Annotated in this window: 20 protein-coding genes; 11 read left to right on the top strand and 9 right to left on the bottom strand. The window is 44.9% G+C overall.

What is annotated here, in order from left to right:
* The first annotated feature begins 63 nt into the window (after nt 1-63).
* From panC to yjgA, 3 genes are all read left to right on the top strand, one after another.
* Nucleotides 64-954, top strand: coding sequence for a pantoate--beta-alanine ligase (gene panC / locus B4240_RS08650; RefSeq protein ID WP_296238370.1), 891 nt, complete (start codon nt 64-66; stop codon nt 952-954).
* Nucleotides 955-995: 41 nt separating this feature from the next.
* Nucleotides 996-2,012: an RNase adapter RapZ gene (gene rapZ / locus B4240_RS08645; RefSeq protein ID WP_296238368.1), complete on the top strand. Its 1,017-nt coding sequence runs from the start codon at nt 996-998 to the stop codon at nt 2,010-2,012.
* A gap of 119 nt (nt 2,013-2,131) precedes the next feature.
* Nucleotides 2,132-2,644 (top strand): ribosome biogenesis factor YjgA, encoded by a 513-nt coding sequence (gene yjgA / locus B4240_RS08640; RefSeq protein ID WP_296238366.1) that lies wholly within the window; start codon nt 2,132-2,134, stop codon nt 2,642-2,644.
* Nucleotides 2,645-2,750: 106 nt separating this feature from the next.
* Here the strand turns inward: yjgA and B4240_RS08635 are convergent, their stop codons facing one another.
* Complete coding sequence (locus tag B4240_RS08635) at nt 2,751-3,371, bottom strand: thiol:disulfide interchange protein DsbA/DsbL (RefSeq protein ID WP_296238364.1); 621 nt, start codon at nt 3,369-3,371, stop codon at nt 2,751-2,753.
* Between the two features lie 464 nt (nt 3,372-3,835).
* Here B4240_RS08635 and ubiG point away from each other — a divergent pair, with 464 nt between their 5' ends.
* From ubiG to B4240_RS08615, 4 genes are all read left to right on the top strand, one after another.
* A complete protein-coding gene (gene ubiG / locus B4240_RS08630; protein WP_296238362.1) occupies nt 3,836-4,678 on the top strand; it encodes a bifunctional 2-polyprenyl-6-hydroxyphenol methylase/3-demethylubiquinol 3-O-methyltransferase UbiG in 843 nt (280 codons plus the stop codon).
* An 86-nt stretch (nt 4,679-4,764) separates the two neighbouring features.
* Nucleotides 4,765-5,475, top strand: a complete 711-nt coding sequence (locus B4240_RS08625) for an HAD family hydrolase (protein WP_296238361.1) — start codon at nt 4,765-4,767, stop codon at nt 5,473-5,475.
* 85 nt (nt 5,476-5,560) lie between these two features.
* Entirely contained in the window at nt 5,561-6,397 is an 837-nt protein-coding gene (locus B4240_RS08620; RefSeq protein ID WP_296238359.1) for a YciK family oxidoreductase, read from the top strand.
* Nucleotides 6,398-6,559: 162 nt separating this feature from the next.
* On the top strand, nt 6,560-6,826 hold the full coding sequence (locus B4240_RS08615) for a DksA/TraR family C4-type zinc finger protein (protein ID WP_296238356.1): 267 nt from the start codon (nt 6,560-6,562) through the stop codon (nt 6,824-6,826).
* Nucleotides 6,827-6,975: 149 nt separating this feature from the next.
* Here the strand turns inward: B4240_RS08615 and ompR are convergent, their stop codons facing one another.
* Entirely contained in the window at nt 6,976-7,734 is a 759-nt protein-coding gene (gene ompR, locus B4240_RS08610) for a two-component system response regulator OmpR (RefSeq protein WP_296238354.1), read from the bottom strand.
* Between the two features lie 436 nt (nt 7,735-8,170).
* Between ompR and B4240_RS08605 the strand changes: the two genes are divergently transcribed.
* Nucleotides 8,171-10,762 carry a Tex family protein gene (locus B4240_RS08605; protein ID WP_296238352.1) on the top strand — a complete coding sequence of 864 codons (2,592 nt, stop codon included), beginning with the start codon at nt 8,171-8,173 and terminating at the stop codon, nt 10,760-10,762.
* 164 nt (nt 10,763-10,926) lie between these two features.
* On the opposite strand, the gene B4240_RS08600 is transcribed toward B4240_RS08605, so the two are convergent.
* The 4 genes from B4240_RS08600 to B4240_RS08585 form a co-directional block, all read right to left on the bottom strand.
* Nucleotides 10,927-11,415 (bottom strand): hypothetical protein, encoded by a 489-nt coding sequence (locus tag B4240_RS08600; protein WP_296238350.1) that lies wholly within the window; start codon nt 11,413-11,415, stop codon nt 10,927-10,929.
* 252 nt (nt 11,416-11,667) lie between these two features.
* Nucleotides 11,668-12,513 (bottom strand): hypothetical protein, encoded by an 846-nt coding sequence (locus B4240_RS08595; RefSeq protein ID WP_296238349.1) that lies wholly within the window; start codon nt 12,511-12,513, stop codon nt 11,668-11,670.
* A gap of 407 nt (nt 12,514-12,920) precedes the next feature.
* Nucleotides 12,921-14,219 carry a saccharopine dehydrogenase family protein gene (locus B4240_RS08590; protein WP_296238346.1) on the bottom strand — a complete coding sequence of 433 codons (1,299 nt, stop codon included), beginning with the start codon at nt 14,217-14,219 and terminating at the stop codon, nt 12,921-12,923.
* Between the two features lie 82 nt (nt 14,220-14,301).
* Nucleotides 14,302-14,496 carry a hypothetical protein gene (locus B4240_RS08585; RefSeq protein ID WP_296238344.1) on the bottom strand — a complete coding sequence of 65 codons (195 nt, stop codon included), beginning with the start codon at nt 14,494-14,496 and terminating at the stop codon, nt 14,302-14,304.
* 200 nt (nt 14,497-14,696) lie between these two features.
* On the opposite strand from B4240_RS08585, the gene B4240_RS08580 reads away from it, so the two are divergent.
* Nucleotides 14,697-14,852, top strand: coding sequence for a DUF1328 domain-containing protein (locus B4240_RS08580; protein ID WP_296238342.1), 156 nt, complete (start codon nt 14,697-14,699; stop codon nt 14,850-14,852).
* 148 nt (nt 14,853-15,000) lie between these two features.
* Here B4240_RS08580 and B4240_RS08575 read toward each other — a convergent pair whose 3' ends face one another.
* Both B4240_RS08575 and B4240_RS08570 read right to left on the bottom strand, forming a co-directional pair.
* Nucleotides 15,001-15,294: a 4a-hydroxytetrahydrobiopterin dehydratase gene (locus B4240_RS08575; RefSeq protein WP_296238340.1), complete on the bottom strand. Its 294-nt coding sequence runs from the start codon at nt 15,292-15,294 to the stop codon at nt 15,001-15,003.
* Between the two features lie 298 nt (nt 15,295-15,592).
* Nucleotides 15,593-15,886, bottom strand: coding sequence for a GNAT family N-acetyltransferase (locus tag B4240_RS08570; protein ID WP_296238338.1), 294 nt, complete (start codon nt 15,884-15,886; stop codon nt 15,593-15,595).
* Nucleotides 15,887-16,354: 468 nt separating this feature from the next.
* On the opposite strand from B4240_RS08570, the gene ettA reads away from it, so the two are divergent.
* A complete protein-coding gene (ettA, locus tag B4240_RS08565) occupies nt 16,355-18,016 on the top strand; it encodes an energy-dependent translational throttle protein EttA (RefSeq protein WP_296238453.1) in 1,662 nt (553 codons plus the stop codon).
* A 103-nt stretch (nt 18,017-18,119) separates the two neighbouring features.
* On the opposite strand, the gene plsB is transcribed toward ettA, so the two are convergent.
* Nucleotides 18,120-20,861, bottom strand: coding sequence for a glycerol-3-phosphate 1-O-acyltransferase PlsB (gene plsB / locus B4240_RS08560; RefSeq protein WP_296238336.1), 2,742 nt, complete (start codon nt 20,859-20,861; stop codon nt 18,120-18,122).
* A gap of 280 nt (nt 20,862-21,141) precedes the next feature.
* On the opposite strand from plsB, the gene ybaK reads away from it, so the two are divergent.
* Nucleotides 21,142-21,630 (top strand): Cys-tRNA(Pro) deacylase, encoded by a 489-nt coding sequence (ybaK, locus tag B4240_RS08555; protein ID WP_296238335.1) that lies wholly within the window; start codon nt 21,142-21,144, stop codon nt 21,628-21,630.
* Nucleotides 21,631-21,649: the final 19 nt, after the last annotated feature.

The raw sequence follows: 21,649 nt of genomic DNA, 5'->3' as shown, positions 1-21,649 counted from the left end.
ATATTTTATTTAGTGACTTCACGATTTTCAGTAAAAAAGCTATTAGCATAAGAAGTATTAACCATGCCAATCATACATCATCATATCTCAGCGCTGCGTCATGCTTTAACGCCTTATTACGGTCGCCAGCGCATTGCCTTAGTGCCAACGATGGGCAATCTGCATGATGGCCATCTTGAGCTGGTAAAGCTTGCCAAGCAGCATGCTGATATTGTGGTCGTGAGTATCTTTGTCAATCCTACCCAATTTGGCGAAGGAGAGGACTTCGATAGTTATCCGCGCACGCTAGAGGACGATGTTGCCAAGCTTGCCACCGTTGATGCGGACTATGTATTTGCGCCAAGTATTGACGAGATGTATCCGGTGTTACCGCCGCCAACGTCAGTTCGCGCTGGCGCAATTACCAGCCAGCTATGTGGGCAGTCGCGTCCTGGACATTTTGATGGGGTTGGCATTGTTGTCTCTAAATTATTTAATATCGTCCAGCCAGATGTAGCAGTATTTGGCCAAAAAGATTACCAGCAATTGGCCATTATTCAGCAATTGGTGCGTGATTTAAGCTATCCGATTGAGATCATAGGCGCGCCTATCGTGCGAGCAGAGGATGGTTTAGCCTTATCGTCACGTAATCAGTATTTAAGCGACGCTGAGCGCAAAATAGCGCCGGTGCTCCATCAAGAATTGCAACGCTTAGCCGAGCAACTCAAAAATGGTAAATATAGCGAACAAGGCGTTGAGCCTTTATTGGCTGCGGCTAAAGCGCGTATTACTGACGCGGGTTTTACGGTTGATTATTTAGACCTAAAAACGGCTCAGCTCGATGCTTTAAAAGCAGACAATTTGCAGGCAAGTTTAGAGGAAAATCAGCAAGATTTGGTGATTTTGGTTGCTGCTTGGCTGGGGCGTGCACGTTTGTTAGACAATCAATTGGTGACAGTAAAGCTGCCATCATGACAGAGGAAATTGCCGGACGCAATGCATGAGGATGACGGATTATGAGTGCAAATAAGGACGACAAGCAAGCCAAATCAGGTAATGAACAAACACCGCCAAATGACAATTTAGCTAAGCCCGCCAAGCTAGCCAGGCCAGCATCCGCTAGCAGCGCAAATAAAGACAGATTAAGTATCTTAGTAGTATCAGGACGTTCGGGGTCTGGCAAAACCTCCGTACTCAATATCCTAGAGGATTTGGGCTATTATTCTATTGATAATCTGCCTTTATCATTGGTTCCTGAAGCGGCGCAAAGGCTGGTTTGCGATAGCGGGATTAAACGCGTCGCCCTTGGGGTCGATATTCGCACGCCGCGCGCCGATTTGTCCAATTTCGCTGCCACTCATGATGTCTTAAAGCAAACGTATGGCGAAGAGGCGGTTACGGTAATATACGTGACGGCGCAAGAGGATATCTTGGTGGCGCGCTTTAATGCCACCCGCCGTATTCATCCTTTAATGGTGCAAGATAGCAAAGGCGTAGAAAATACGGTCGATAATTTGCCAGCGGCGATCGAAAAAGAAAGCCAGCTTTTGCAACCGATATTTAAGCAGGCTGACCTTAAAATCGACACCAGTATGCTGAACATTCATCAGTTAAAAGAGCGTCTGCGCGATTATGTTGGGGCCGATAATCAAATCGCCATTAATCTGTTATCGTTTGGCTTTAAATATGGCAGTCCAATCGATGCTGACTTTGTTTTTGATGTGCGCATTTTGCCCAATCCGCACTGGAATCCGAAGCTGCAAGCGGCGACAGGTCTCGATGCTGAGGTCGCTGAGTTTTTTGCTGATTATCCAGAAGTGGCTGAGATGACTGAAGATATCGCTACTTTTCTCAGTCGTTGGTTACCAAATTTTTTACATAACAACCGCCACACGGTGACGGTCGCGATTGGCTGCACCGGCGGCAAGCATCGCTCGGTATTTATTACCAAGCATTTACAAGATAAACTGTCCGCCAGTTTGCCCAAAGGTTTAACCGTTACGGCCAAACACCGCGAAAAGCATCGTTGGTAATGGCGAGTTTTAATGCCTAATGACTGCAATGGTTCAGCTACAAGGTTTAAATGGCAACACGCAATTAACGTGTTTCATTACACTCTACTATTTACTATCTCGAAAAATGGAAAGCTTTTATGATTGACTGGTCAGAACAAGATATGCGCGTCTCGCGCACAGAGCTCAAAAAAGCTCATGAGCGCTTACAAGCATTGTCGATACCGCTTGCCAGCTTATCGAAAAAGCAACTGAAAGCATTGCCAGCCAGTGATTATTTTATGGCGGAGCTGATGGCGCTTGCCGATATCACCAGTGCTAACGCGCGCAATCGCCAAACCAAACGTGTCGGCAAACTTATCAGTGAAGAAAATCGCCACGAACTTGTCAAAGCCTTGTTCGACGCTTTTTTCCCAAAAGAGCAGATCTCTAAAATTGAAAGCTGGATTGAGCGCTTAAACATCAATGATGAAAGCACGCTTAAACAGTTCGTCAAACAATACAAGGCGTCCGAGCGTAATAGCCTGTATCAGCTGCTACTTTGGATTGAGTACGCCAAGCACATACAAGACGACGAGCTAATGGCAGAATCAAAAGAAGACTTGGCCAGTTATATTCGTGAAGTGGCCATATTATCGCAGCTTAAAAGCTAATCATTTAGGTTAAAACGGAACATGACTCGAAAAAAAAGCCAATCTTAACGATTGGCTTTTGGCGTTTTAATAAATGTGTGTCTTTTAATAATCTCTGCCGTTTAAGTTATTTTTTCTCGGCACGTACTTTATCGACCAAATAATCAACCACTTTAGGGACGGTAGCGCTTTCACCCGTCACCACATATTTACCTTGTACGACTACTGCTGGTACGCCTGAAAGCTGATAACGCTTGGCGCCTGCTTGTGAGCGACCAATTTTTGTACCAACGGCAAATGAGTTATAAAGGCTGTTAAATTTCTTTTCGTTGACGCCTTTAGACGCATACCATTTGCTCAGTGACGCTTGGTCAAATAACTGTTTGCCATCTTTATGCACGGCATCAAATAGCGCATTATGAGTCTTATCTTCATAACCCAACAGCTGCGCGGCATAAAAACCACGGGCACTGGCTTCCCAAACGGGATTAAGCGCTGCTGGGGTTCTAAAAAAAGCCACGTCTTTGTCTTTGGTTTTTGCCCATTTTTCCATATATGGATTGAGGTTGTAGCAATGCGGACAGCCGTACCAGAAAAACTCGCGCACAATAATAGCATCACCGCTGATTTTCTCTGGGTTATCCAGCACGCGGTAGTCTTTTCCTGCGACATAATTGGCAGCTTGCGCGCCCATATTGGTCAGCCCAATAGCACAAGCCAGACCAGTCAATGCGATGATACGTTTCATACTTTTTCCTTGAGATGTCGAGAGTCAGAATTTTTGCTTCGAAGTTTTCGATTCAGCAGTCATTTCGCGCATTTGTATATAGGTTTTATGTGGTTAAGCGACAATGCGCCGCGTAAAGCAACCTGTTATAGACTACCGCCTATAATAGCGTAAAATGCCCATACTTGTGAACCGGATTCTTAACTAACGGTTGTAAAGCTGTGAGCGATTATTTAAGGTATCTTACCTATGATTTTTAAAGGTATTTTTGCCTTTAATATTTTAACATTGCTATGTAGCTGAATTTTTTGGCGCTAAAAATAATGGTCATACGGAGCTATTGTTAAGCGTTTCACAAACGGTGACGATGTACTCACGACAAAGCCGCCGCTCTCATGCTAATATTGAGCCTATACTGTTGAGCGTCTCAGCGTACCTATAAACGTAAACGATAATAACTATAATGCCGAAAAAGGAAACATCCTATGAGCCAAGCTTTACCTTCTACGCCGCCTGTAAACAGTCAGGCAAATCAGCAAGCAAGCGACGTTAATGACGCCGCCGCTATTAATGTCGATGCCAATGTTGATGCTAGCGAAGTGGAAAAATTTAACAATTTGGCAAGCGAGTGGTGGAATAAAACCGGCGCGTTTGCCACCTTACACGAAATCAATCCGCTGCGTCTTAATTGGATAGAAGACAATGTAAAACGCGGCTATGCGAGTCATGATAACAGTAAAAGCGCAGAGATGGGCTTAGCGGGTAAAAAAGTCCTTGATGTTGGTTGTGGCGGCGGCATTTTGTCAGAATCGATGGCGCGCCGCGGTGCTGATGTTACCGGTATCGACCTTGGGACAGAGAACCTAAAAGCAGCCGCCTTACATGCTGAGCAAAGCAACTTAACTGACACGCTACGTTATCAGCATATCCCGATTGAGCAGTTAGCCGTCACTCATGCTGGTCAGTTTGACGTGGTGACTTGTATGGAGATGCTTGAGCATGTGCCAGACCCAACTGCCATTATCGAGGCGTGTTTCAAGCTGCTAGCGCCGGGCGGGGTTTGCGTGCTATCGACGATTAATCGCAATCCTAAATCGTATCTATTTGCCATCGTTGGGGCGGAGTACGTGTTGCGCCTGCTTGATCGCGGCACTCATGATTACGCCAAATTTATCACCCCAGCTGAGTTAGACAAAATGGCGATCAATGCAGGCTTTAGCCGTCAAGATATCATTGGGCTACATTATAATCCGTTAACCAAGCGCTACTGGTTGGCCCAAAACGTCGATGTCAATTATATGATGGCGGTACAAAAACCCTTGTCGTAAATCGTTTTTATAAGCATTCCTTTTTAACCACTTTTTAAATCAATGTCTTAAATCCATGTTTTAAATAAAAATTAAGAGCGCCTGTTATGAGTCAATTTGTAAAAGCTGTCTTGTTCGACCTTGATGGGACGTTAATCGATACTGCCGCCGATTTTATCCGAATTATTGGGAAAATGAGCGGCGAAAATGATTGGCAAGCGCCACCTGCAGTAGAAATTCGCGAGCAAGTATCCGCAGGCGCTTCGTCGATGGTGCGGCTGATGCTGCGTCATAATGGCCAGCTTGAGGTCAGTGAAGAGGCGCTGCTTACGTTTCGTCAGCAGTTTTTAGACGATTACGAAGCAGATATTTGTGTCGATAGCTGTGTTTTTAGCGAGCTTGAAGAAGTGCTGCGCGTCCTTGAAGACCAGCGGGTGCCCTGGGGCATCGTTACCAATAAACCGCGCTATTTAGCAGAGCTTTTGTTAGAAAAAATGCAGCTAGATGAGCGCTGTTCGGTGCTGGTCTGTCCTGATGACGTATCGCGTACTAAGCCAGATCCAGAGCCGATGTATGTGGCGTTAGAAAAACTTGCTATCCCGCGCGGCGCTGCTGAAAGCGTCCTCTACGTTGGCGATCATATACGCGATATCGAAGCTGGCAACGCCGCTGGTATGACGACAATTTTAGCCGCCTATGGCTATATTCCACCTGAAGATCAAAAAAGTCTAAAGAAATGGGGTGCAGACTATATTGCGGAGACTCCTAAAGACTTAAATAAACTTCTGCTTTCTTCGGGCAAGTTTGACTATTTATAAAGTAAATAATTATAAGCCAAATACGACATAATCGAGATAGCTATTAAGCGTCCTACCTATTCAATAATAAGCCGTGAGTAATGCCATGAGTGACCATACTAATCCGCCAACGCCGCAGCAAAGCAATCAACCAGCTGCGCAAAACTCTGCATCGTCTATATCGCACGACGCTATTCGTAATTTTGTACCGCCTGATAACTGCTTAGATGGCAAGACAATCTTGGTAACGGGTGCTGGTGATGGTATCGGCCGTGTCGCTGCTTTAACTTATGCCCGTTATGGGGCAACGGTGTTATTGTTGGGGCGCACCAGCAGCAAGCTTGAATACGTTTACGATGAAATTGAGAGCTTTGGTGGCAAGCAGCCTGCGATGCTCCCGATGAATTTAGAAGGCGCCACCTATGCTGAGATGCAAACGCTAGAGAATTTGATTGCGAAAGAAGTCGGTCAGCTCGATGGTGTATTGCATAACGCTGGCATGCTCGGTGCTTTAACGCCGCTTGAAATGTACGATGTCGATATGTTTGCCCAAGTCATGAAGGTTAATTTTACGGCTACCTTTATGCTCACCCAAGCGCTGCTGCCGCTGCTTAAAGACGCGCCAAATGGTTCTATCGTCTTTACCTCTAGTAGCGTCGGCACCCATCCGCGCGCATTTTGGGGCGCGTATGCGCTCTCTAAGCAAGCGGTTGAAGGCATGAGCGATATCTTTACCCAAGAAACGCAAAACACCACCAATTTACGCTTTAACTGTATCAACCCTGGCGGCACCCGTACCAATATGCGCGCCCATGCCTTTCCCGGTGAAAATCCGATGAGCCTAAAAACGCCAGAAGATATTATGGGTGGTTACGTGTTTTTGATGAGTGATGAAAGCATCGGCGTGCGCGGTCAAGTGGTTGAGCTACAGCCAAAAAATTAATCATCATTTACCATTTTATTGCTCATTATTTTTATCGCTATTAATGGTATCTATAAAAGCATTTATTGATTGAAATAAATGCTATATAACCCCATCTATTTGTTATTAAAGACTTTTATCAATTACAACCTAAATAGTATTAATAAAAAACAGGATAAGATTATGGCAGGTGGTTGGTCAAGAGATGGGGCAGAGCATGAACAAATGGATGCGACGGTCAACGATGCGTTAGAGCGGGCACGGCGTGCGCTACCAACGGGTGAAAGCGCTGAGTTTTGTGATGAGTGCGGTAACGCCATTCTAGAAGCGCGGCGCGTTGCCGTACCAGGCGTGCAGCACTGTATAGGCTGCCAAACAGAGCTTGAAAAACAAGCAAAGGCGGTCGAGCTGTTTAATCGCCGCGGTAGTAAAGACAGTCAATTACGTTAGTTTTAGGTATAAGAAAAATTTGTTCAGTCGCACGTGGATATTAACGTATCAATTTTATTTTGAATGACTGTAATTATCGTTAGTTAGATCAATAAAAAGCCCTGCACATTGGCTGCAGGGCTTTTTATTGCCTTGAATACCATCAAGCGCTATTCGCTCTTAGCCGCTTCTACTTCCGCTTCGTCAGGGACGAACACATAGCCGACACCCCAAACGGTTTGGATATAACGCGCTTGTGACGGGTTGTCCTCAATCAGGCGGCGCAAACGCGATACTTGCACGTCGATAGAACGCTCCATCGCGCCCCACTCACGGCCGCGGGCAAGGTTCATTAATTTATCACGCGTTAACGGCTCACGAGGATGCTGAACTAAGGCTTTTAACACCGAAAATTCACCAGTCGTTAAAGTAACCACATTGCCTTCACGTTTCAGCGTACGGGTCGATAAATCAAGCGTCCACGGTCCAAATTCAACCACTTCCATCTGATGACTTGGCGCACCCGGCAGCTCACGGTTTTGGCGGCGCAGGACTGCTTTGATACGCGCCAGTAGCTCTTTTGGATTAAAGGGCTTTGGCAAATAATCATCAGCACCCGCCTCAAGTCCAGCAATGCGGTCGGCATCGCCACCTTTGGCCGTCAGCATGATAATTGGAATATCGCCGTTGTCTTCACGCAAGCGCTTACAAATACTGATACCGTCTTCGCCTGGCAACATTAAATCTAACACCACCAATGAGAACAGCTCACGCTGCATCAATTTGTCCATCTGATTGCCATCATGAGCCGTACGGACGACAAACCCATCGTCCTCTAAAAAGCGCTGCAATAAAGAGCGCAAGCGCGCATCGTCATCAACGACTAAGATGCGCTGGTTTAAAGTGTCGGGGCTGTTGTTATCAGTCATACAGTCATCCTCTTATAAAAATTATTATTAGTAGAAACTTTCAGTAAAATTATTAGTAAAACCTATTTATAAAAACATCATTAAAGGATATAACTTAAAATCTTGTTATTATTTAATGATCAATCCGTTGATAAGTTTTATTGCTAAAAAATATAATAGTCGAAAAAACGTATAAAAAATAAAGACTTTTGTTCAATGTGGTAATGCTGAGCTATATTTGCGCCCTTGATACTTTAGTGTATAAGATTGCAATCCTAATTGCATCACTGATACTGATAAATGCTGTATGCGTTTGTTTAACAAGGCGTCAGAACGGATGATATCCGATGATTTTTATGATAAAACAGGCATTAAATAACGAAAAGATAAAAAGGATTTTTATTCATGCAGCTTTTGCTATAATGCAAAACTACATTTCTCAACGATTGATACGTCTATGAGTAGCACTGATACCTTAACGCCATCTCAAACCTCGACAAATGCACAGGTTTTAGATGCAACCACACACGCGAATATTCACGACAAGCTTGCTCGCGCGCTTGGCATTAAGACTGCTCAAGTCAATGCGTTTGTCAAACTTTACGATGAAGGCGCGACCGTTCCGTTTATTGCCCGTTATCGCAAAGAAAAAACGCAAAATCTTGACGATGCGCAGCTGCGAGCTTTAGAGAAGGCGCTTAATTATGAGCGCGATATGGCAACCCGTCGCCTTAAAATTACCGAGCTGCTAAGCACGCAGGGTAATTTGACCGACGAGCTGCAGGCGCGTATTGATAATGCGACGTCGAAACTTGAGCTTGAAGACATCTACTTGCCCTATCGTCCGCGTCGCCGTTCACCAGCCGCAAAAGCACGGGCCGCCGGTTTGGACATGCCAGCAAAGGCTATCCTAACGCAAGAGATTACCCCGACAGAAGCGCTGGCTGATTATCAAGTACCATCTAGTATCTCTGACGATGGTGGTAATGAGATTGACGTCGATTTTAATGATATCGACAAGCAATTGGCAGGCGTACAAGCCATCATCGTTGATGAATGGACGCAAGCGTTGGACTTACTCGATAATCTGCGCAGTGGTTTTGCAAAAACGGCAAGTATTGTATCGAGCGTTGCCAGTGAAGAAAAACGTGAAGTCGGCGAGAAATTCAAAGATTACTTCGAGCATAGCGAAAGCCTTGCGCGTCTGCCAAATCATCGCTTGCTTGCGATGCTACGTGGTCGCCAAGAAAACGTTTTAGGGTTAAAAATCGAAGGCGAAGACGCTCCTTTTATCGACAAAATTATTAAGCATTTTGAGATTGATACCAAAGCGCCAGCTGAGCGTCAGGAGTTTTTGACAGAAGCAGCAACTAGCTTATGGAAAGAAAAATGGCGTCCGCATATCGAGCACCGTTTATTGACCGAAAAACGTCTGGCTGCTGAAGCCGACGCCATTGATGTCTTTGCCAATAATTTACAGCATTTGCTCATGGCAGCACCTGCTGGCCGCAAAGTAATTTTGGGCGTTGATCCTGGTATTCGTCATGGCGTTAAAATGGCAATTGTCGATGCCCAAGGCCATGTGATGTTAGATAGTGAAGACAAGCCAGTTGTGGCAACCGTTTATCCATTTGCTCCTGATAATAAGATGGATGAAGCCAAAAAAGTCATCGATGAGCTGTTAAGCACCTATAAGGTTGATTTAGTCGCAATCGGTAATGGTACGGCAAGCCGCGAAACTGACGCGATGATTAAAGAGATTTTGGCGGCCAACGCTGAGCTAAAAGCCAAAGCCGTTATCGTGAATGAATCTGGCGCTTCTGTTTATTCGGCGAGCGAGCTTGCCAGTGATGAACTTGCTAATTTAGATGTCTCGGTACGCGGTGCGGTTTCTATTGCGCGCCGCTTGCAAGATCCTTTATCAGAATTGGTTAAGGTTGACCCAAAAGCCATTGGCGTTGGTCAATATCAGCATGACGTCAATCAAAACCAGTTAGCAGACAGCCTCGATAAAGTCACGCAAGATAGCGTGAATGCGGTTGGCGTTGATGTGAATACCGCAAGTCCTGCTATCTTGGCGCACATTGCGGGTTTAAATAAAAACGTCGCCCAGCAAATCGTCACCTATCGTAAAGAGCATGGCGCCTTTGATAGCCGTGAAGCGCTAAAAAACGTGCCGCGCTTAGGGGTAAAAACCTTTGAGCAAGCAGCAGGTTTCTTGCGTGTGCATGGCGGTAGCAATCCCCTTGATGCAACAGGCGTGCACCCAGAAAGCTATGCGCTGGTTGACAGCCTACTTGAGCAAACGGGTAAAGCATTGCCAGAAATAATCGGTAATGAAGGCGTGCTAAACAGTATCGATACCACCGCGCTTGCTGCCAATGATGATAACATCAGTGTCAAAGCGATCATTGAAGAGCTTGCCAAGCCTGCTCGCGACCCGCGTCCTGAGTTTAAGACCGCCAACTTCCGTGAAGACGTCAATAGCATTAAAGACTTAAGCGAAGGCATGCAGCTTGAAGGCGTGGTGACCAACGTTACCGCCTTTGGTTGCTTTGTTGATGTCGGCGTGCATCAAGATGGCTTGGTTCATATCTCACAGATGGCCAATGACTTCGTTGCTGACCCGATGAACCGCGTTAAGCCCGGTGATATTGTCTCTGTACGTGTGATTTCTATCGATGAAAAACGCGGCCGTATTGGTTTTAGTATGAAGCCTGAAGGTGTAAAACCTGCACGTTCAGCAGCCAAGGCTTCTGAAAGTACGGGTAATGACGACAAAGCCAGTCGCCCACGCAGCAGCCGGCCAGCTAGTAATCGTGAAAGTAATGACCGTGAAAGTGATAACCGTAAAAATAGTAGTCGCTCAAATAACAACCGCCCAGCAGCGGATAAGCGTCCGTCAAAACCGCGTGGCAATCGTCAAGATAAAGACAATAGCAACAACCGCAGTAAAGCGCCAAGAACGGAGAAAGCAGAAGCGCCCAGTAAAATGGGCACGCTAGGTGCGCTATTACAAGAAGCGGGCGTGACTAAGTCTAAGAAGTAATAAGGACTAAGAAGTAATAAGTTTTGATATCAGAGCATCATAAAAAAGGCAGCCATCAAGCTGCCTTTTTTATGTCTTAAACGACCATTTATAACGCTGAGTTACACCATCATGCAACTCAGTGCGTTTTGTTGATTTACCACTGTATTTTTAACCAACATACCTTAGCGGGCTACAGCAATGCGGCGGCTTTCTTTAAATTCAACATCCGCTGGCTGCGTGGCCAATAGCTCACCGCGTTTGTCTTTTTTCTTCTCTTGCAGAGTAATAGGAGTATCTGTCGATTCTTTGGCGGCCGAGCCTTCGCCTGCAATTAGCGGCTGATAGTTTGCATCGCTATGCTGCATGTTTAGCGCCTGTGCAGGCTGTGCAGATTGTAGAGCAGCGGCTTCTACGCTGTTATTTTCCTCATCTCCAGCTTCATCCATGTCTGCATCCGCGACAGTCACAGACTCATTGCTTTCCACCGCACCGGGCTGTGTGGCCAGTAACTCACCATCTGGCCCTTCTACTTCAGCTTGTAAGGTATTTTCCACGGGCGCAGAAAGCTTATCTGCTGGCGTCACCTCTTTAGTGTTGGCAGGGGCAGCCATAGCAAGCGTAGGTAAAATCAGCGTAGCTCCTAAAATTAGGGATAAAGCATTCTTTTTCATATGAGTCTCCAAAAATAGATAAAGGATAATTTTTTAAACAAGCGAGTTATTTTTTAACAAATAACTTGTTAATGAGAGTGTTTTTCACTTGATTGTACTTTTATTGCCAAACGCAAAATACCAGCTATCTAGCCAGTATTTCAGTAGTAAAGTTATTAACCTTCTAACAGTTTGGTATATTGTTGTGACGTTATGCAACCATCACTCATAAGTTTGAACAATAACCAACCAAGCGTATTCATTCCCAAAAAATTATTCAACAATCACATATTTTCCTGTGCTTGGATCGACAACGCGCTGCTGTTTATTGTTGTCAGGTACACGAATCACAGGAAAGGTTTGGCTGATTTCTGTATCTTCAAGGACGTTGGCATCTGCTTCTTCACCAACGATAACGGCACGATTGGCGCCATCTTCTACCGCAATTGCCGTACCACTTGTGGTGTTAACCCGTTTGATTTGGTCTTCTGGCGCAATGATAACTTCTTTTACACGATATTTAGCCGGACGGATAACGCGTGTGGTTTCGACAACGACTGGCTCCATGCTACGTGCTTCCGTGATAGCAATTTGGGGCTCTGGTGCTGGCGCTTCGGTTTCTTTGGCGACACTCATAATAGGCGTTGGAAATTTAGCGCTAAAGTGGTTGTCACACTGCTGCATGCTTAAACGTACCGGATTGCCAGCTTTATCCATATAAACGTTGACTGGCATATCAGCTGCAATTGGTACATATTTGCCCACCAATGCGCCTGAGACACCGTAGCGACCATTTGATTGTCCCACCCCTAAATCACAGGCACCTGCTGAATAATCACTGGCTTGTAAGTTGTTATTATTTACCACCGTTTGCGGAATCATGACCTCAGATAAGCGCATTTTTTTGATAGAAGCTTCGCCCGCACGCAGCTTTGGTTTTTGATAGGTATAAGGCGTATAAAATTTGGCTGAGCCATCTTTGACGGCCATGACACACTCATCATAAGTATCATAACCGACGTTGCCATGATTATCAGTGGTCATAGCGGCGTTGGCCGTACTGGCAAACATGGCGGCACCTGAAGTTAAAATAGCGGCTGTTAATACATGCAGTTTCATAATCATTCCCTCTTAATTATTGTTAATGTTTCTCTTTGAGTTTTCTAATGGGGTTTACCAACATTGGTTTTGGTATATTTGGGCTCGATGGTTAAAATCCGCGCCATAACCTGTTTTATCCTACGTCAGTTCTAGCAATATGGCTGTGACATTAGTCTGGAAATGTGTAGTTTAATGTATTGAAAAAGGGCAAATGGACAACATCGTTTACCAAAAAAACACGTTGTTATTATTTATTAACATTTGCCTAAAAAACTTTAGCGCCGCGATGTAAGAAAAAAATAATGGAGGAAAAATAGGTAATAAAAAACCGCGTCTTATTATCAAGACGCGGTTAGGCTACTTTACTAAAAATTACATTGCTTTTCTTTTATAAATAGGAAGTTTGCTTTTATAGATAGAAAGTTTTAAGCATCGACGACTTCAAAGCGCAGGCCCGAATGCTCTTCTAGGCGCGCTATTAAACGATCGCCCATTGCCGAGGCAGGTGTCCAAAAACCGCCGCTCACCTCTTTTTTGCTAATGTCTTGCGCTAAGCACAATGCCGCTTGCGCTAACATGCGTGAGGTGCTGCCGTACCCCGGGTCTTTATCGCCGGTTACCTTGGTATGAATGGTATCGTTATTGGCCGTTTGCCCAAATAAGCGAATATCAAAATAGCCGTTTTCTTGCTCTTCTTTAGAAGGACCTGAGCCTGATTTGGGTAACACATGCTTAGATAATAGCTCGCGGCTCGGCTTAATCATCATAGCGGTGGCAAAGCCTAACAAGCCTGCGCTCATCGCATAGCTCGATAGTTTTCCTTTAACGCCATCTTTCATCCACATCGCTTCGTCGTATTTAAAGTCGCGGCCATATTCATAACCGAGCAGCTGGTTACTACGGTGCACGATACGCGTGTTGATGCTAGCCATGACAAAAGGCGCAAGCCAGCGTTTGTGTTCGTCATCGTATTCTGGTTTGCTGATATTGTCTTGGCGCACGTTTGGCGCATCTTTATCGTCGTTGAGCAAATAAGGATTGGCAACTTGCTTACGGCGTGATTTATCTTGCCCGACTTCTTCAAAGATGGTGGCCATCGACGCAATAGTGCCACCAGATAAACCGCCTTTTGCCGCTTTGACGCGCATGTGGATGACATCGCAGGCGCTACCGAACTTTTCTTCCGCTTGCTGCTGGGTAAAGTAAACGCCCAAATCTGAAGGGATAGAGTCAAAGCCGCAAGAGTTGACGATACGTGCGCCGCTTTGCTTTGCTGCATCCTGATATTTATCCATCATATCTTTGATAAAGATAGCTTCGCCCGTGAGATCAACATAATCAGTGCCATTATGGGCGCAAGACTTAATCAGCGGCTCACCGTACTTTAGGTAAGGGCCGACGGTTGAAATAATGACTTGAGTTTGCTTAGTCATCTTATCGAGGCTAGCAGCATCGTTACTATCGGCAATAATGATATCAACTTTGCTGGCAAGCTTAGATTGCAGCTCATTGAGTTTTTCCTCATCACGTCCGGCTATTGCCCACGTGACGTTCGCGCCGTTTTTGTCTTTAGCGTTCGATAAAAACTCTGTTAAATAATGCGCCGTAATCTGACCGACAAAACTGGTCGCGCCATATAAAACCACCGCATAGGAGCGTTTTTCGTTGACCGTTGATTGCTCATCATTTGCTGTATTGGTGGTGTTTGAAGTGTCCGTGTTCATACTTATTTTCCTTATTAAGTAGTGGTTATTGTTAAATTATCATTGTCATTAAATGCTACTGAGTAGCTGTCATCGTTAATGGTTAAATAGCTATTGCTATGCCGCTAAAAACCTTTGCTAAGCCTAAAACAAGCTCTTCAGCTTTATAGCAGATTTTGGCATAAAAATAACCGCGTTTCGGTGATTGTTCACCATCTCTACACATAAGTCTTGCAAAGCCAAGTAAAAAATCATCAAAGCTAGGATTTGCTACAAAGTTTACATAACCTATCGACATTATTACCAAAATGAACGTTTTCTAAAGAAAATCATTGCTAATCTATATTCGTAAGCAGTGATAAGCAGTATTAAAACAAAAAGCAAATTTTTAGGTGAATAAAATCGCTGACTGGCTAGTGAACGGTTTATTAGATGTGTTAGTAGCGACAGTCGCCATTTGAACACCGAGTTTTTTAACCATGATTTGAGGAGAATACTATGTTTCGTTGGGCTATTATTTTTGCCGTAATTGCATTGATTGCAAGTTTACTTGGGTTTGGCGGTATCGCTGGACTGTCTGCAAACTTTGCTTATATCTTATTAGCAATCGCGGTCATTTTATTCATTGTCGCATTTGTCAGTCGCCGTATGTAATAGCGAACAATGACTGCTTAGATTTTAAGTGTTCAGCTCTATAATAAAAAAGTCCTCAATAGAGGACTTTTTTATGGCTAAAAATTTGTATCTCTAATCATCGTAATCAATACAGTACTCATGATTAAATGCGAGAAGACTATTAATATTAGAAGGTTTTAGGTTGGATGATATGCTCCATGCGTCTGGCTAAGCGTATATCAAGGCTAGTAATACCGCCGGTATCGTGAGTGGTGAGGCGCACATTAACGACGTTGTAAATATTGCTCCATTCAGGATGATGCTCGAGCGCCTCAGCATGAAAAGCCGCTTGATTCATAAAGCTCATGGCTTCGACAAAATCGCTAAAATGGTAGCTTTTGACGATACTGTTACCGTCGCGCTGCCAGCCCGCTAAGTCTTCTAATTGTAAGTCGATTTGTTGGTCAGATAAACTACTCATGGTGATATCCTTTATTATTATTAGAGAGGGTGATACGGTTATGGGTCTGCTACTTTCTATTTTTATCCTAACTACTGCCTATTACCTAAGATGATGGGGGATAACTGAAAAAATATAAACAGCCATACAGGACAAAAAACCCACCTATCTCTGAGTGCTTATTATATAGTTGCTTACATAGTTGCGAGCAAAGATATAATAAAGAGCGTCAGGCAAATAGGAGGGTAGTGATACGTATTGGAGCTTAAAATATGGCTTTTATAGCATAATTGCTGTTAAAAGGCGTTATTTATGGCGCCTAAAGCAAATCTTGAAATTCAGGGTGCCTATCAATATATGAGGCGACAAACGAACACTGCGGTACTACTTTTTTATTATTATCTTGCGCGTATTTTAACGCATGTTTGACCAACGCTGAGCCGATACCGCGGCCCTCTAACGCTCGCGGGACGATAGTATGGTCATATACCAATTTATCGCCGCGCTCTTGGTAGCTGATATAACCAGTTTGCCCATTGATTGTGGTTTCAAAGCGCTTTGCTTGCTCGTCATGCACGATATCTATATCTGGTTTAGTATTGTCGTTAGACATAAAAAATCTCCCTGATTGGTATTTATCATTATTTGGCGCTACTGATTAAGCAATCTAATTATTTGTCTTTGCCCAATCCGCAGTAGCTTATACTTATTCTGCTACTTATTCTGCTTATTGTGGGCTTTTTTGAGCGAAGTTTCTAGTCATTTACCGTAAGACTAGATAGGATGAATGTTACTGGCCGCGTTTTCACCCAACATGGCTGTAAACGTTTGTCATTTAAGGTTTTATGCTAAACGCTTGGGCATAAAGGATTGCTAAAACAGCGTCCTGTAAACGAGAAATGGTTAAAAAATGCTAAAAGGCGCAAAACGACAGGTAAAACAGCCTGTTAGCTTGCAGGGCATGCGCCACAATGCGATAATGGTAGACAATTTATAACCCTGATTTTTGAGGCGCAGTCCATTTAGCATGCTTGCTGAGTGCGGTTTGTAGGCCTCGTCTATGCAGTCTGTCGGAGTGTTAATGGCTCAATATATCTACACGATGAACAACGTGTCAAAACTTGTTCCACCTAAGCGTGAAATTTTAAAAAATATTAACCTATCGTTTTTCCCGGGCGCCAAAATTGGTGTGCTTGGTATCAATGGTGCGGGTAAATCGACCTTGCTACGCATTATGGCGGGCGTAGATAAAGATTTTAGCGGTGAAGCGCGCGCGCAGACTGGTACTAAAGTCGGCTATTTGCCGCAGGAACCCCAGCTGGATGACAGCAAAGACGTCCGCGGTAATGTTGAAGACGGTATGCGTGAAGCGTTAGATGCGCTCGAACGTCTCGATGCGATTTATGCGGAATATGCTGAGCCTGATGCCGACTTTGATAAGCTTGCCGAAGAACAAGGCAAAATGGAAGACATCATTCAAGCGTGGGATGCGCATAACTTAAATACCCAGCTAGAAAAAGCTGCTGATGCGCTGCGTCTACCACCATGGGATGCGGACGTTAGTAAATTATCGGGTGGTGAAAAACGCCGCGTGGCATTATGCCGCCTGCTATTATCGCGTCCTGATATGCTGTTACTTGACGAACCAACCAACCATTTGGACGCCGAATCTGTCGCTTGGCTTGAGCAGTTCTTGCAGAATTATAGCGGTACTATCGTTGCCATTACCCATGACCGTTATTTCTTAGATAACGTCGCCCAGTGGATTTTGGAGCTTGACCGTGGCCATGGCTATCCTTATGAGGGCAACTATACTGAGTGGCTCGAGCAAAAAAATAACCGTCTTGAGCAGCAGCAAAAGCAAGAAGAGTCTTTTGCCAAAGCACTGAAAAAAGAGCTTGAGTGGATTCGTAAAAACCAAAAAGGTCAACAAGCCAAGTCTAAATCTCGTGTGCAGCGTTTTGAGGAGCTAAACTCAACGGAGTTCCAAAAACGTAATGAGACCGCTGAGATTTATATTCCACCAGGCCCACGTTTGGGTAACAAAGTCATCGAAGTCAACAACATCTCCAAATCATTTGGCGATCGTCTGCTTTATGAAAACCTAAGCTTTAACGTGCCAGCGGGCGCTATTGTTGGTATCATTGGCCCAAATGGTGCGGGTAAAACCACGCTATTTAACATGATTACCGAACGTGATACCCCAGATACGGGTTCCGTCGATTTGGGTGAAAGCGTGAAGGTCGCTTATGTTGGTCAGGTTCGTGACAACTTAGATGATAAAAAGACGGTTTGGGAAGAAGTCTCTGACGGCTTAGATATCATCAAAGTAGGGGACTATGAAACCCCAAGCCGCGCTTATATTGGCCGCTTTAACTTTAAAGGCTCAGACCAGCAAAAGCACGTCGGTCAATTATCAGGTGGTGAGCGTAACCGTTTGCAACTTGCTAAAACGCTAAAGCAGGGCGCCAACGTCTTACTTCTTGATGAGCCATCAAACGATTTGGATATCGAAACCTTACGTGCGCTAGAGGACGCGATTCAAGTATTCCCAGGAACGGTGATGGTGGTCTCGCATGATCGCTGGTTCCTTGACCGTATCGCGACCCATATTTTGGCATTCGAAGAGGAAGGCCCGATTTGGTTTGACGGTAACTACTCTGAGTTTGAAACGTATCGCAAAAAGACCATGGGTGATGACGCCAGTCCTAAGCGTATGAAGTATAAAAAGATTTCTACCTAGGGTAGTTATTTCTAGTATGCATTTTTAGACAGTAATCTTAGATATAAAAAAAGACCTCTAATCATTAGAGGTCTTTTTTTATATTTCGCATTTACGCTATTTATTAGCGCTTACGGCCAAATTTACGCTGCCTTTTATTACTAATCTCAGTAATGGCGTGGGCAATCTCTTCTTCATTAAGACTGGCGACCTGCTGCAAAATTTGCATCATGTCAGGGCTTAGGACATATTTGGCATAGTGGGCAATATTATCGATGCGCTGATCAAAGGTTAGTATCCCCGTTTCTTCCTCTTTTTGCAGATAATCGAGGCGCGTCAAGGCACTGATAAAGCTGGTAAATAGCGCACGATCAAAGAAGTCAGGGATGTCATCGGCATATAAAACCGACAAGCGCTGACCAAGCAGATGACAGAGGTCAACGACTTCGTTTTCGGTCAAATTACCCGAGCCTTGCTGCGCAAGTAGCGCAAGGGTCATAAAGTAACGTTCAAGACTTTGTTCAACTGGGGTTGCGAGCACTTGTAGCTGCTGATAGTGCTTACTATTTGTCTCAGGTACGCTTAACATGCCGTTACCCAGTTCAACAATTAGCCCATTGGCAAGCAGGCTATCGACTTTTTTATTGAGGGTATCTTGTAGGCCATGCGCCGAATAATATAAAAACAGCTCGCTTTGTAGGAACGGATATAGCTGCTCGGCGATACTGTTTAGACGGCTGCGTTCGATGCGGCCGTTACGCGCCACCAAAGCCGCTAAGAAAGACAATAAAATAAAGACGTGCAGGATGTTGTTACGGAAATAGCTCAGCAAGGCCGCTTGTTTACCAGCAACCTGAATAATGTCACCCAAGATATGCGGTATGCGTTCGATAAGCTTTAGCTTAATGCCATAATCAATGATTTGCTGCGGCGTCATATCCGTGATAATCGTATCATCAGAGTAGGGCAGATACTGCGCCAGACTTTGGTAAAGGGCGATTTGCTCACGGCAAATATCTTCATCAAGCGCCGCTTTTGGTGCTGATAATAGTACCAATGACAATAGCGACACAGGGGTGATGACCGCCGCTTTATTGATATGCTGCATGACTTTGACGCCAATATTATCCACCATGGCGCTGGTTTTATCATCAAGCGGCGTATCGGTGCGATCGGCAGGTAAGCTATTGGCAGACACCTCAAATTTTTGCATAAAGTCGCTAAGATGCAGCGGCGTGCCAAAGCTTAAATGCACATTGCCAAAGATACGCTCAATCTTACGCCCAACTTTGAGGAGACCGATTAGCGATTCTGACTCTTTTGGCTTACCTTTTAGCTCACCCACGTAGGTGCCGCCTTCCATGATGCGCTCGTAACCGATATAGGTCGGTATAAATACCACAGGCTTATTGGTTTGGCGCAACTGACTGTGGACTGTCATCGCCAGCATGCCCATCTTTGGTGGCAAGAGTCGCCCTGAGCGCGAGCGTCCGCCTTCGATAAAGTACTCAATCGGTGTGTTGCGGGTAATCAGCGTGTGCATATACTCACGTAACACCGCGGTATATAGTGCATTGCCGCGGAAGCTACGACGTATATAAAAGGCAACGGCGCCGCGTAATAAGGGTCCTAAGATGGGCACATCTAAATTGTCACCTGCGGCAATATAAGGAATGCTCAAGCCGCGCTTATAGATGACATAAGACAGGAGCAAGTAGTCGACATGACTGCGATGGCAAGGCACATAAATCAGCTCATAGTCAGTCGCCAGCTCGCGCACGCGCTCAAAGTGATGCACCTCTACGCCGTCGTAAAGCTGCGTCCATAGCCATGTCAGAAATTTGTAAAAACCACGGATGATAGAGTAGGAATAATCATTGACCATCTCATTGGCATAGCCCTTGGCTAACATCCGCGCTTCACGAACACTGATGCCTGACTCTATGGCTTCTGTTTCTATTGCGTGTTTGATAGCAGGCGAATAAACCAATTTATCGACCAAGTTACGTCTGTCCGACAAATCGGGCCCGAGCATACTGGCACGCTGTTTGTCTAAATAAACGTTAAGCTGTTGTTGCAACGACCGCACCAGCTCGCGGTTGCCATCAGCTGATGCCACCATTGCATAGCTTGGTGCGGCGTCGCTTGGTACAGTGTCGCTTAGTGCAGTGCCGCTTGTGTCATTAGGACTGCTATCGCCATCACTTTTTAGGCTGTCATTAATAAGAGTGCGCAAATCTTGCGGCGGATGGAACTGGACAAAGGTATCGCGCCCCATAACGCCGATATTAAATAACTGCTTGGTAATGCTAGGGTCTTCCCAGTTATCGGCGGTCAAGAGTTTAAATAACGAGTCTTCTTTTTCTGGGGCGCGTCCCCAAAGAATCGTTACTGGCACCAAACGTACTTTTAATTCTGGATGTTGTAAGACCGCAGCAACTAGGCGCGATAGGCGAGGGGAGAGCTGGTTATCTTTGGCATGCGGATGATGCAAAAATATAATGGCCGCGTTTTCTTTAACATCGTGGGCAATGTCTTGTACCCCGACCAAGGCTGGCGGCAGATTGTGCGCTTGCGTTTGCAGGTCAATCAAAATACTGTTGGAGCGCGAATAGTCTTGCAGCACATAAAATCTAAGAACATTGTCGTCCTCATCAAATTCTGGCAACTCGCCCAAAAGCTTTGGCTTCACAGCGACATCAAGCAGCTGTCCCGATAGTTTGCGATAGAGCTGGTTAATCGGCGCATTGGCATAAAGGGTTGACGCAACCGGCAACATCTCAGCCTCGAATTCTGGGGTTGAGGTTGTATGGTCAGTTGCGACGGGCGCTTTAAAAATCCGTTTTTTTAAGAACTTCGGTATCATAATCAGTATCAAAATAAGTCAAATGTGGTGCGCTTATGATGCCATAAAAGCCGTCAAAGCGATATATTGAGTCTGTATATACTGTCAATATTAACAATTTCGCGGAAGAATATAGCCGATAAGAAGGCGGCTTAGAGGCACCATCATTTAAAGCCAAAGGTAGTAAAAACGCAGTTTCGCATGCTGCGATATTCGTGATACTGTATTGAGATAAAAGCAGTATTAAGGTTAAATCAGAAATGCTATATTTAAATTCATTAACTAGCTCAGCCAAAACATTATGACTCCTGCTATTAAACTTGCCAAACAGCGCAACCTTGATTATCAGTTGCATGAATACACTCACGACAGTAACGCCGCCTCTTTTGGATTAGAAGCGACTGAAAAACTGGGCATAGCTGCCGAGCGTGTGTTTAAAACCTTGGTGGTGTCAACCGACGCTGGCGCGCTTGCGGTGGCGATATTGCCGGTCGATAAAACCTTAAACTTTAAAAAAATGGCCAAAGCTTTATCGACTAATAAAATGCTGGCTTGTAAAAAAGTACAAATGGCCGACCCCAAACAAGTCGAACGAACGACGGGCTATGTGCTCGGCGGTGTCAGCCCATTGGGGCAAAAAAAGCGCTTACCGACGCTCATCCATGCCGCAGCCCAAGAGCAAGCAACTATTTATGTGAGTGGCGGTCGCCGTGGCCTAGAGATTGAGTTGCCACCTGAGCAATTGGCGACCACGCTTGCTGCGCGCTTTGCAGATATCATTGATGATTAAAAATGGTTAAGAAGAACTC

It is taken from the genome of Psychrobacter sp. UBA5136 (assembly GCF_002414005.1).
Lineage (GTDB): Bacteria > Pseudomonadota > Gammaproteobacteria > Pseudomonadales > Moraxellaceae > Psychrobacter.
This window is presented reverse-complemented; position numbering and strand designations above follow the sequence as displayed.

Bases quoted from the DNA above. Each gene is read 5' to 3' on its own strand.
- B4240_RS08570 (WP_296238338.1), bottom strand. From the start codon at position 15,886: ATGTCTAACGACAATACTAAACCAGATATAGATATCGTGCATGACGAG.
- plsB (WP_296238336.1), bottom strand. From the start codon at position 20,861: ATGATACCGAAGTTCTTAAAAAAACGGATTTTTAAAGCGCCCGTCGCA.
- yjgA (WP_296238366.1), top strand. From the start codon at position 2,132: ATGATTGACTGGTCAGAACAAGATATGCGCGTCTCGCGCACAGAGCTC.
- B4240_RS08620 (WP_296238359.1), top strand. From the start codon at position 5,561: ATGAGTGACCATACTAATCCGCCAACGCCGCAGCAAAGCAATCAACCA.
- panC (WP_296238370.1), top strand. From the start codon at position 64: ATGCCAATCATACATCATCATATCTCAGCGCTGCGTCATGCTTTAACG.
- ybaK (WP_296238335.1), top strand. From the start codon at position 21,142: ATGACTCCTGCTATTAAACTTGCCAAACAGCGCAACCTTGATTATCAG.
- B4240_RS08605 (WP_296238352.1), top strand. From the start codon at position 8,171: ATGAGTAGCACTGATACCTTAACGCCATCTCAAACCTCGACAAATGCA.
- B4240_RS08585 (WP_296238344.1), bottom strand. From the start codon at position 14,496: ATGTCGATAGGTTATGTAAACTTTGTAGCAAATCCTAGCTTTGATGAT.
- rapZ (WP_296238368.1), top strand. From the start codon at position 996: ATGAGTGCAAATAAGGACGACAAGCAAGCCAAATCAGGTAATGAACAA.
- B4240_RS08635 (WP_296238364.1), bottom strand. From the start codon at position 3,371: ATGAAACGTATCATCGCATTGACTGGTCTGGCTTGTGCTATTGGGCTG.
- B4240_RS08590 (WP_296238346.1), bottom strand. From the start codon at position 14,219: ATGAACACGGACACTTCAAACACCACCAATACAGCAAATGATGAGCAA.
- B4240_RS08575 (WP_296238340.1), bottom strand. From the start codon at position 15,294: ATGAGTAGTTTATCTGACCAACAAATCGACTTACAATTAGAAGACTTA.
- ompR (WP_296238354.1), bottom strand. From the start codon at position 7,734: ATGACTGATAACAACAGCCCCGACACTTTAAACCAGCGCATCTTAGTC.
- B4240_RS08595 (WP_296238349.1), bottom strand. From the start codon at position 12,513: ATGAAACTGCATGTATTAACAGCCGCTATTTTAACTTCAGGTGCCGCC.
- B4240_RS08615 (WP_296238356.1), top strand. From the start codon at position 6,560: ATGGCAGGTGGTTGGTCAAGAGATGGGGCAGAGCATGAACAAATGGAT.
- ettA (WP_296238453.1), top strand. From the start codon at position 16,355: ATGGCTCAATATATCTACACGATGAACAACGTGTCAAAACTTGTTCCA.
- ubiG (WP_296238362.1), top strand. From the start codon at position 3,836: ATGAGCCAAGCTTTACCTTCTACGCCGCCTGTAAACAGTCAGGCAAAT.
- B4240_RS08625 (WP_296238361.1), top strand. From the start codon at position 4,765: ATGAGTCAATTTGTAAAAGCTGTCTTGTTCGACCTTGATGGGACGTTA.
- B4240_RS08600 (WP_296238350.1), bottom strand. From the start codon at position 11,415: ATGAAAAAGAATGCTTTATCCCTAATTTTAGGAGCTACGCTGATTTTA.
- B4240_RS08580 (WP_296238342.1), top strand. From the start codon at position 14,697: ATGTTTCGTTGGGCTATTATTTTTGCCGTAATTGCATTGATTGCAAGT.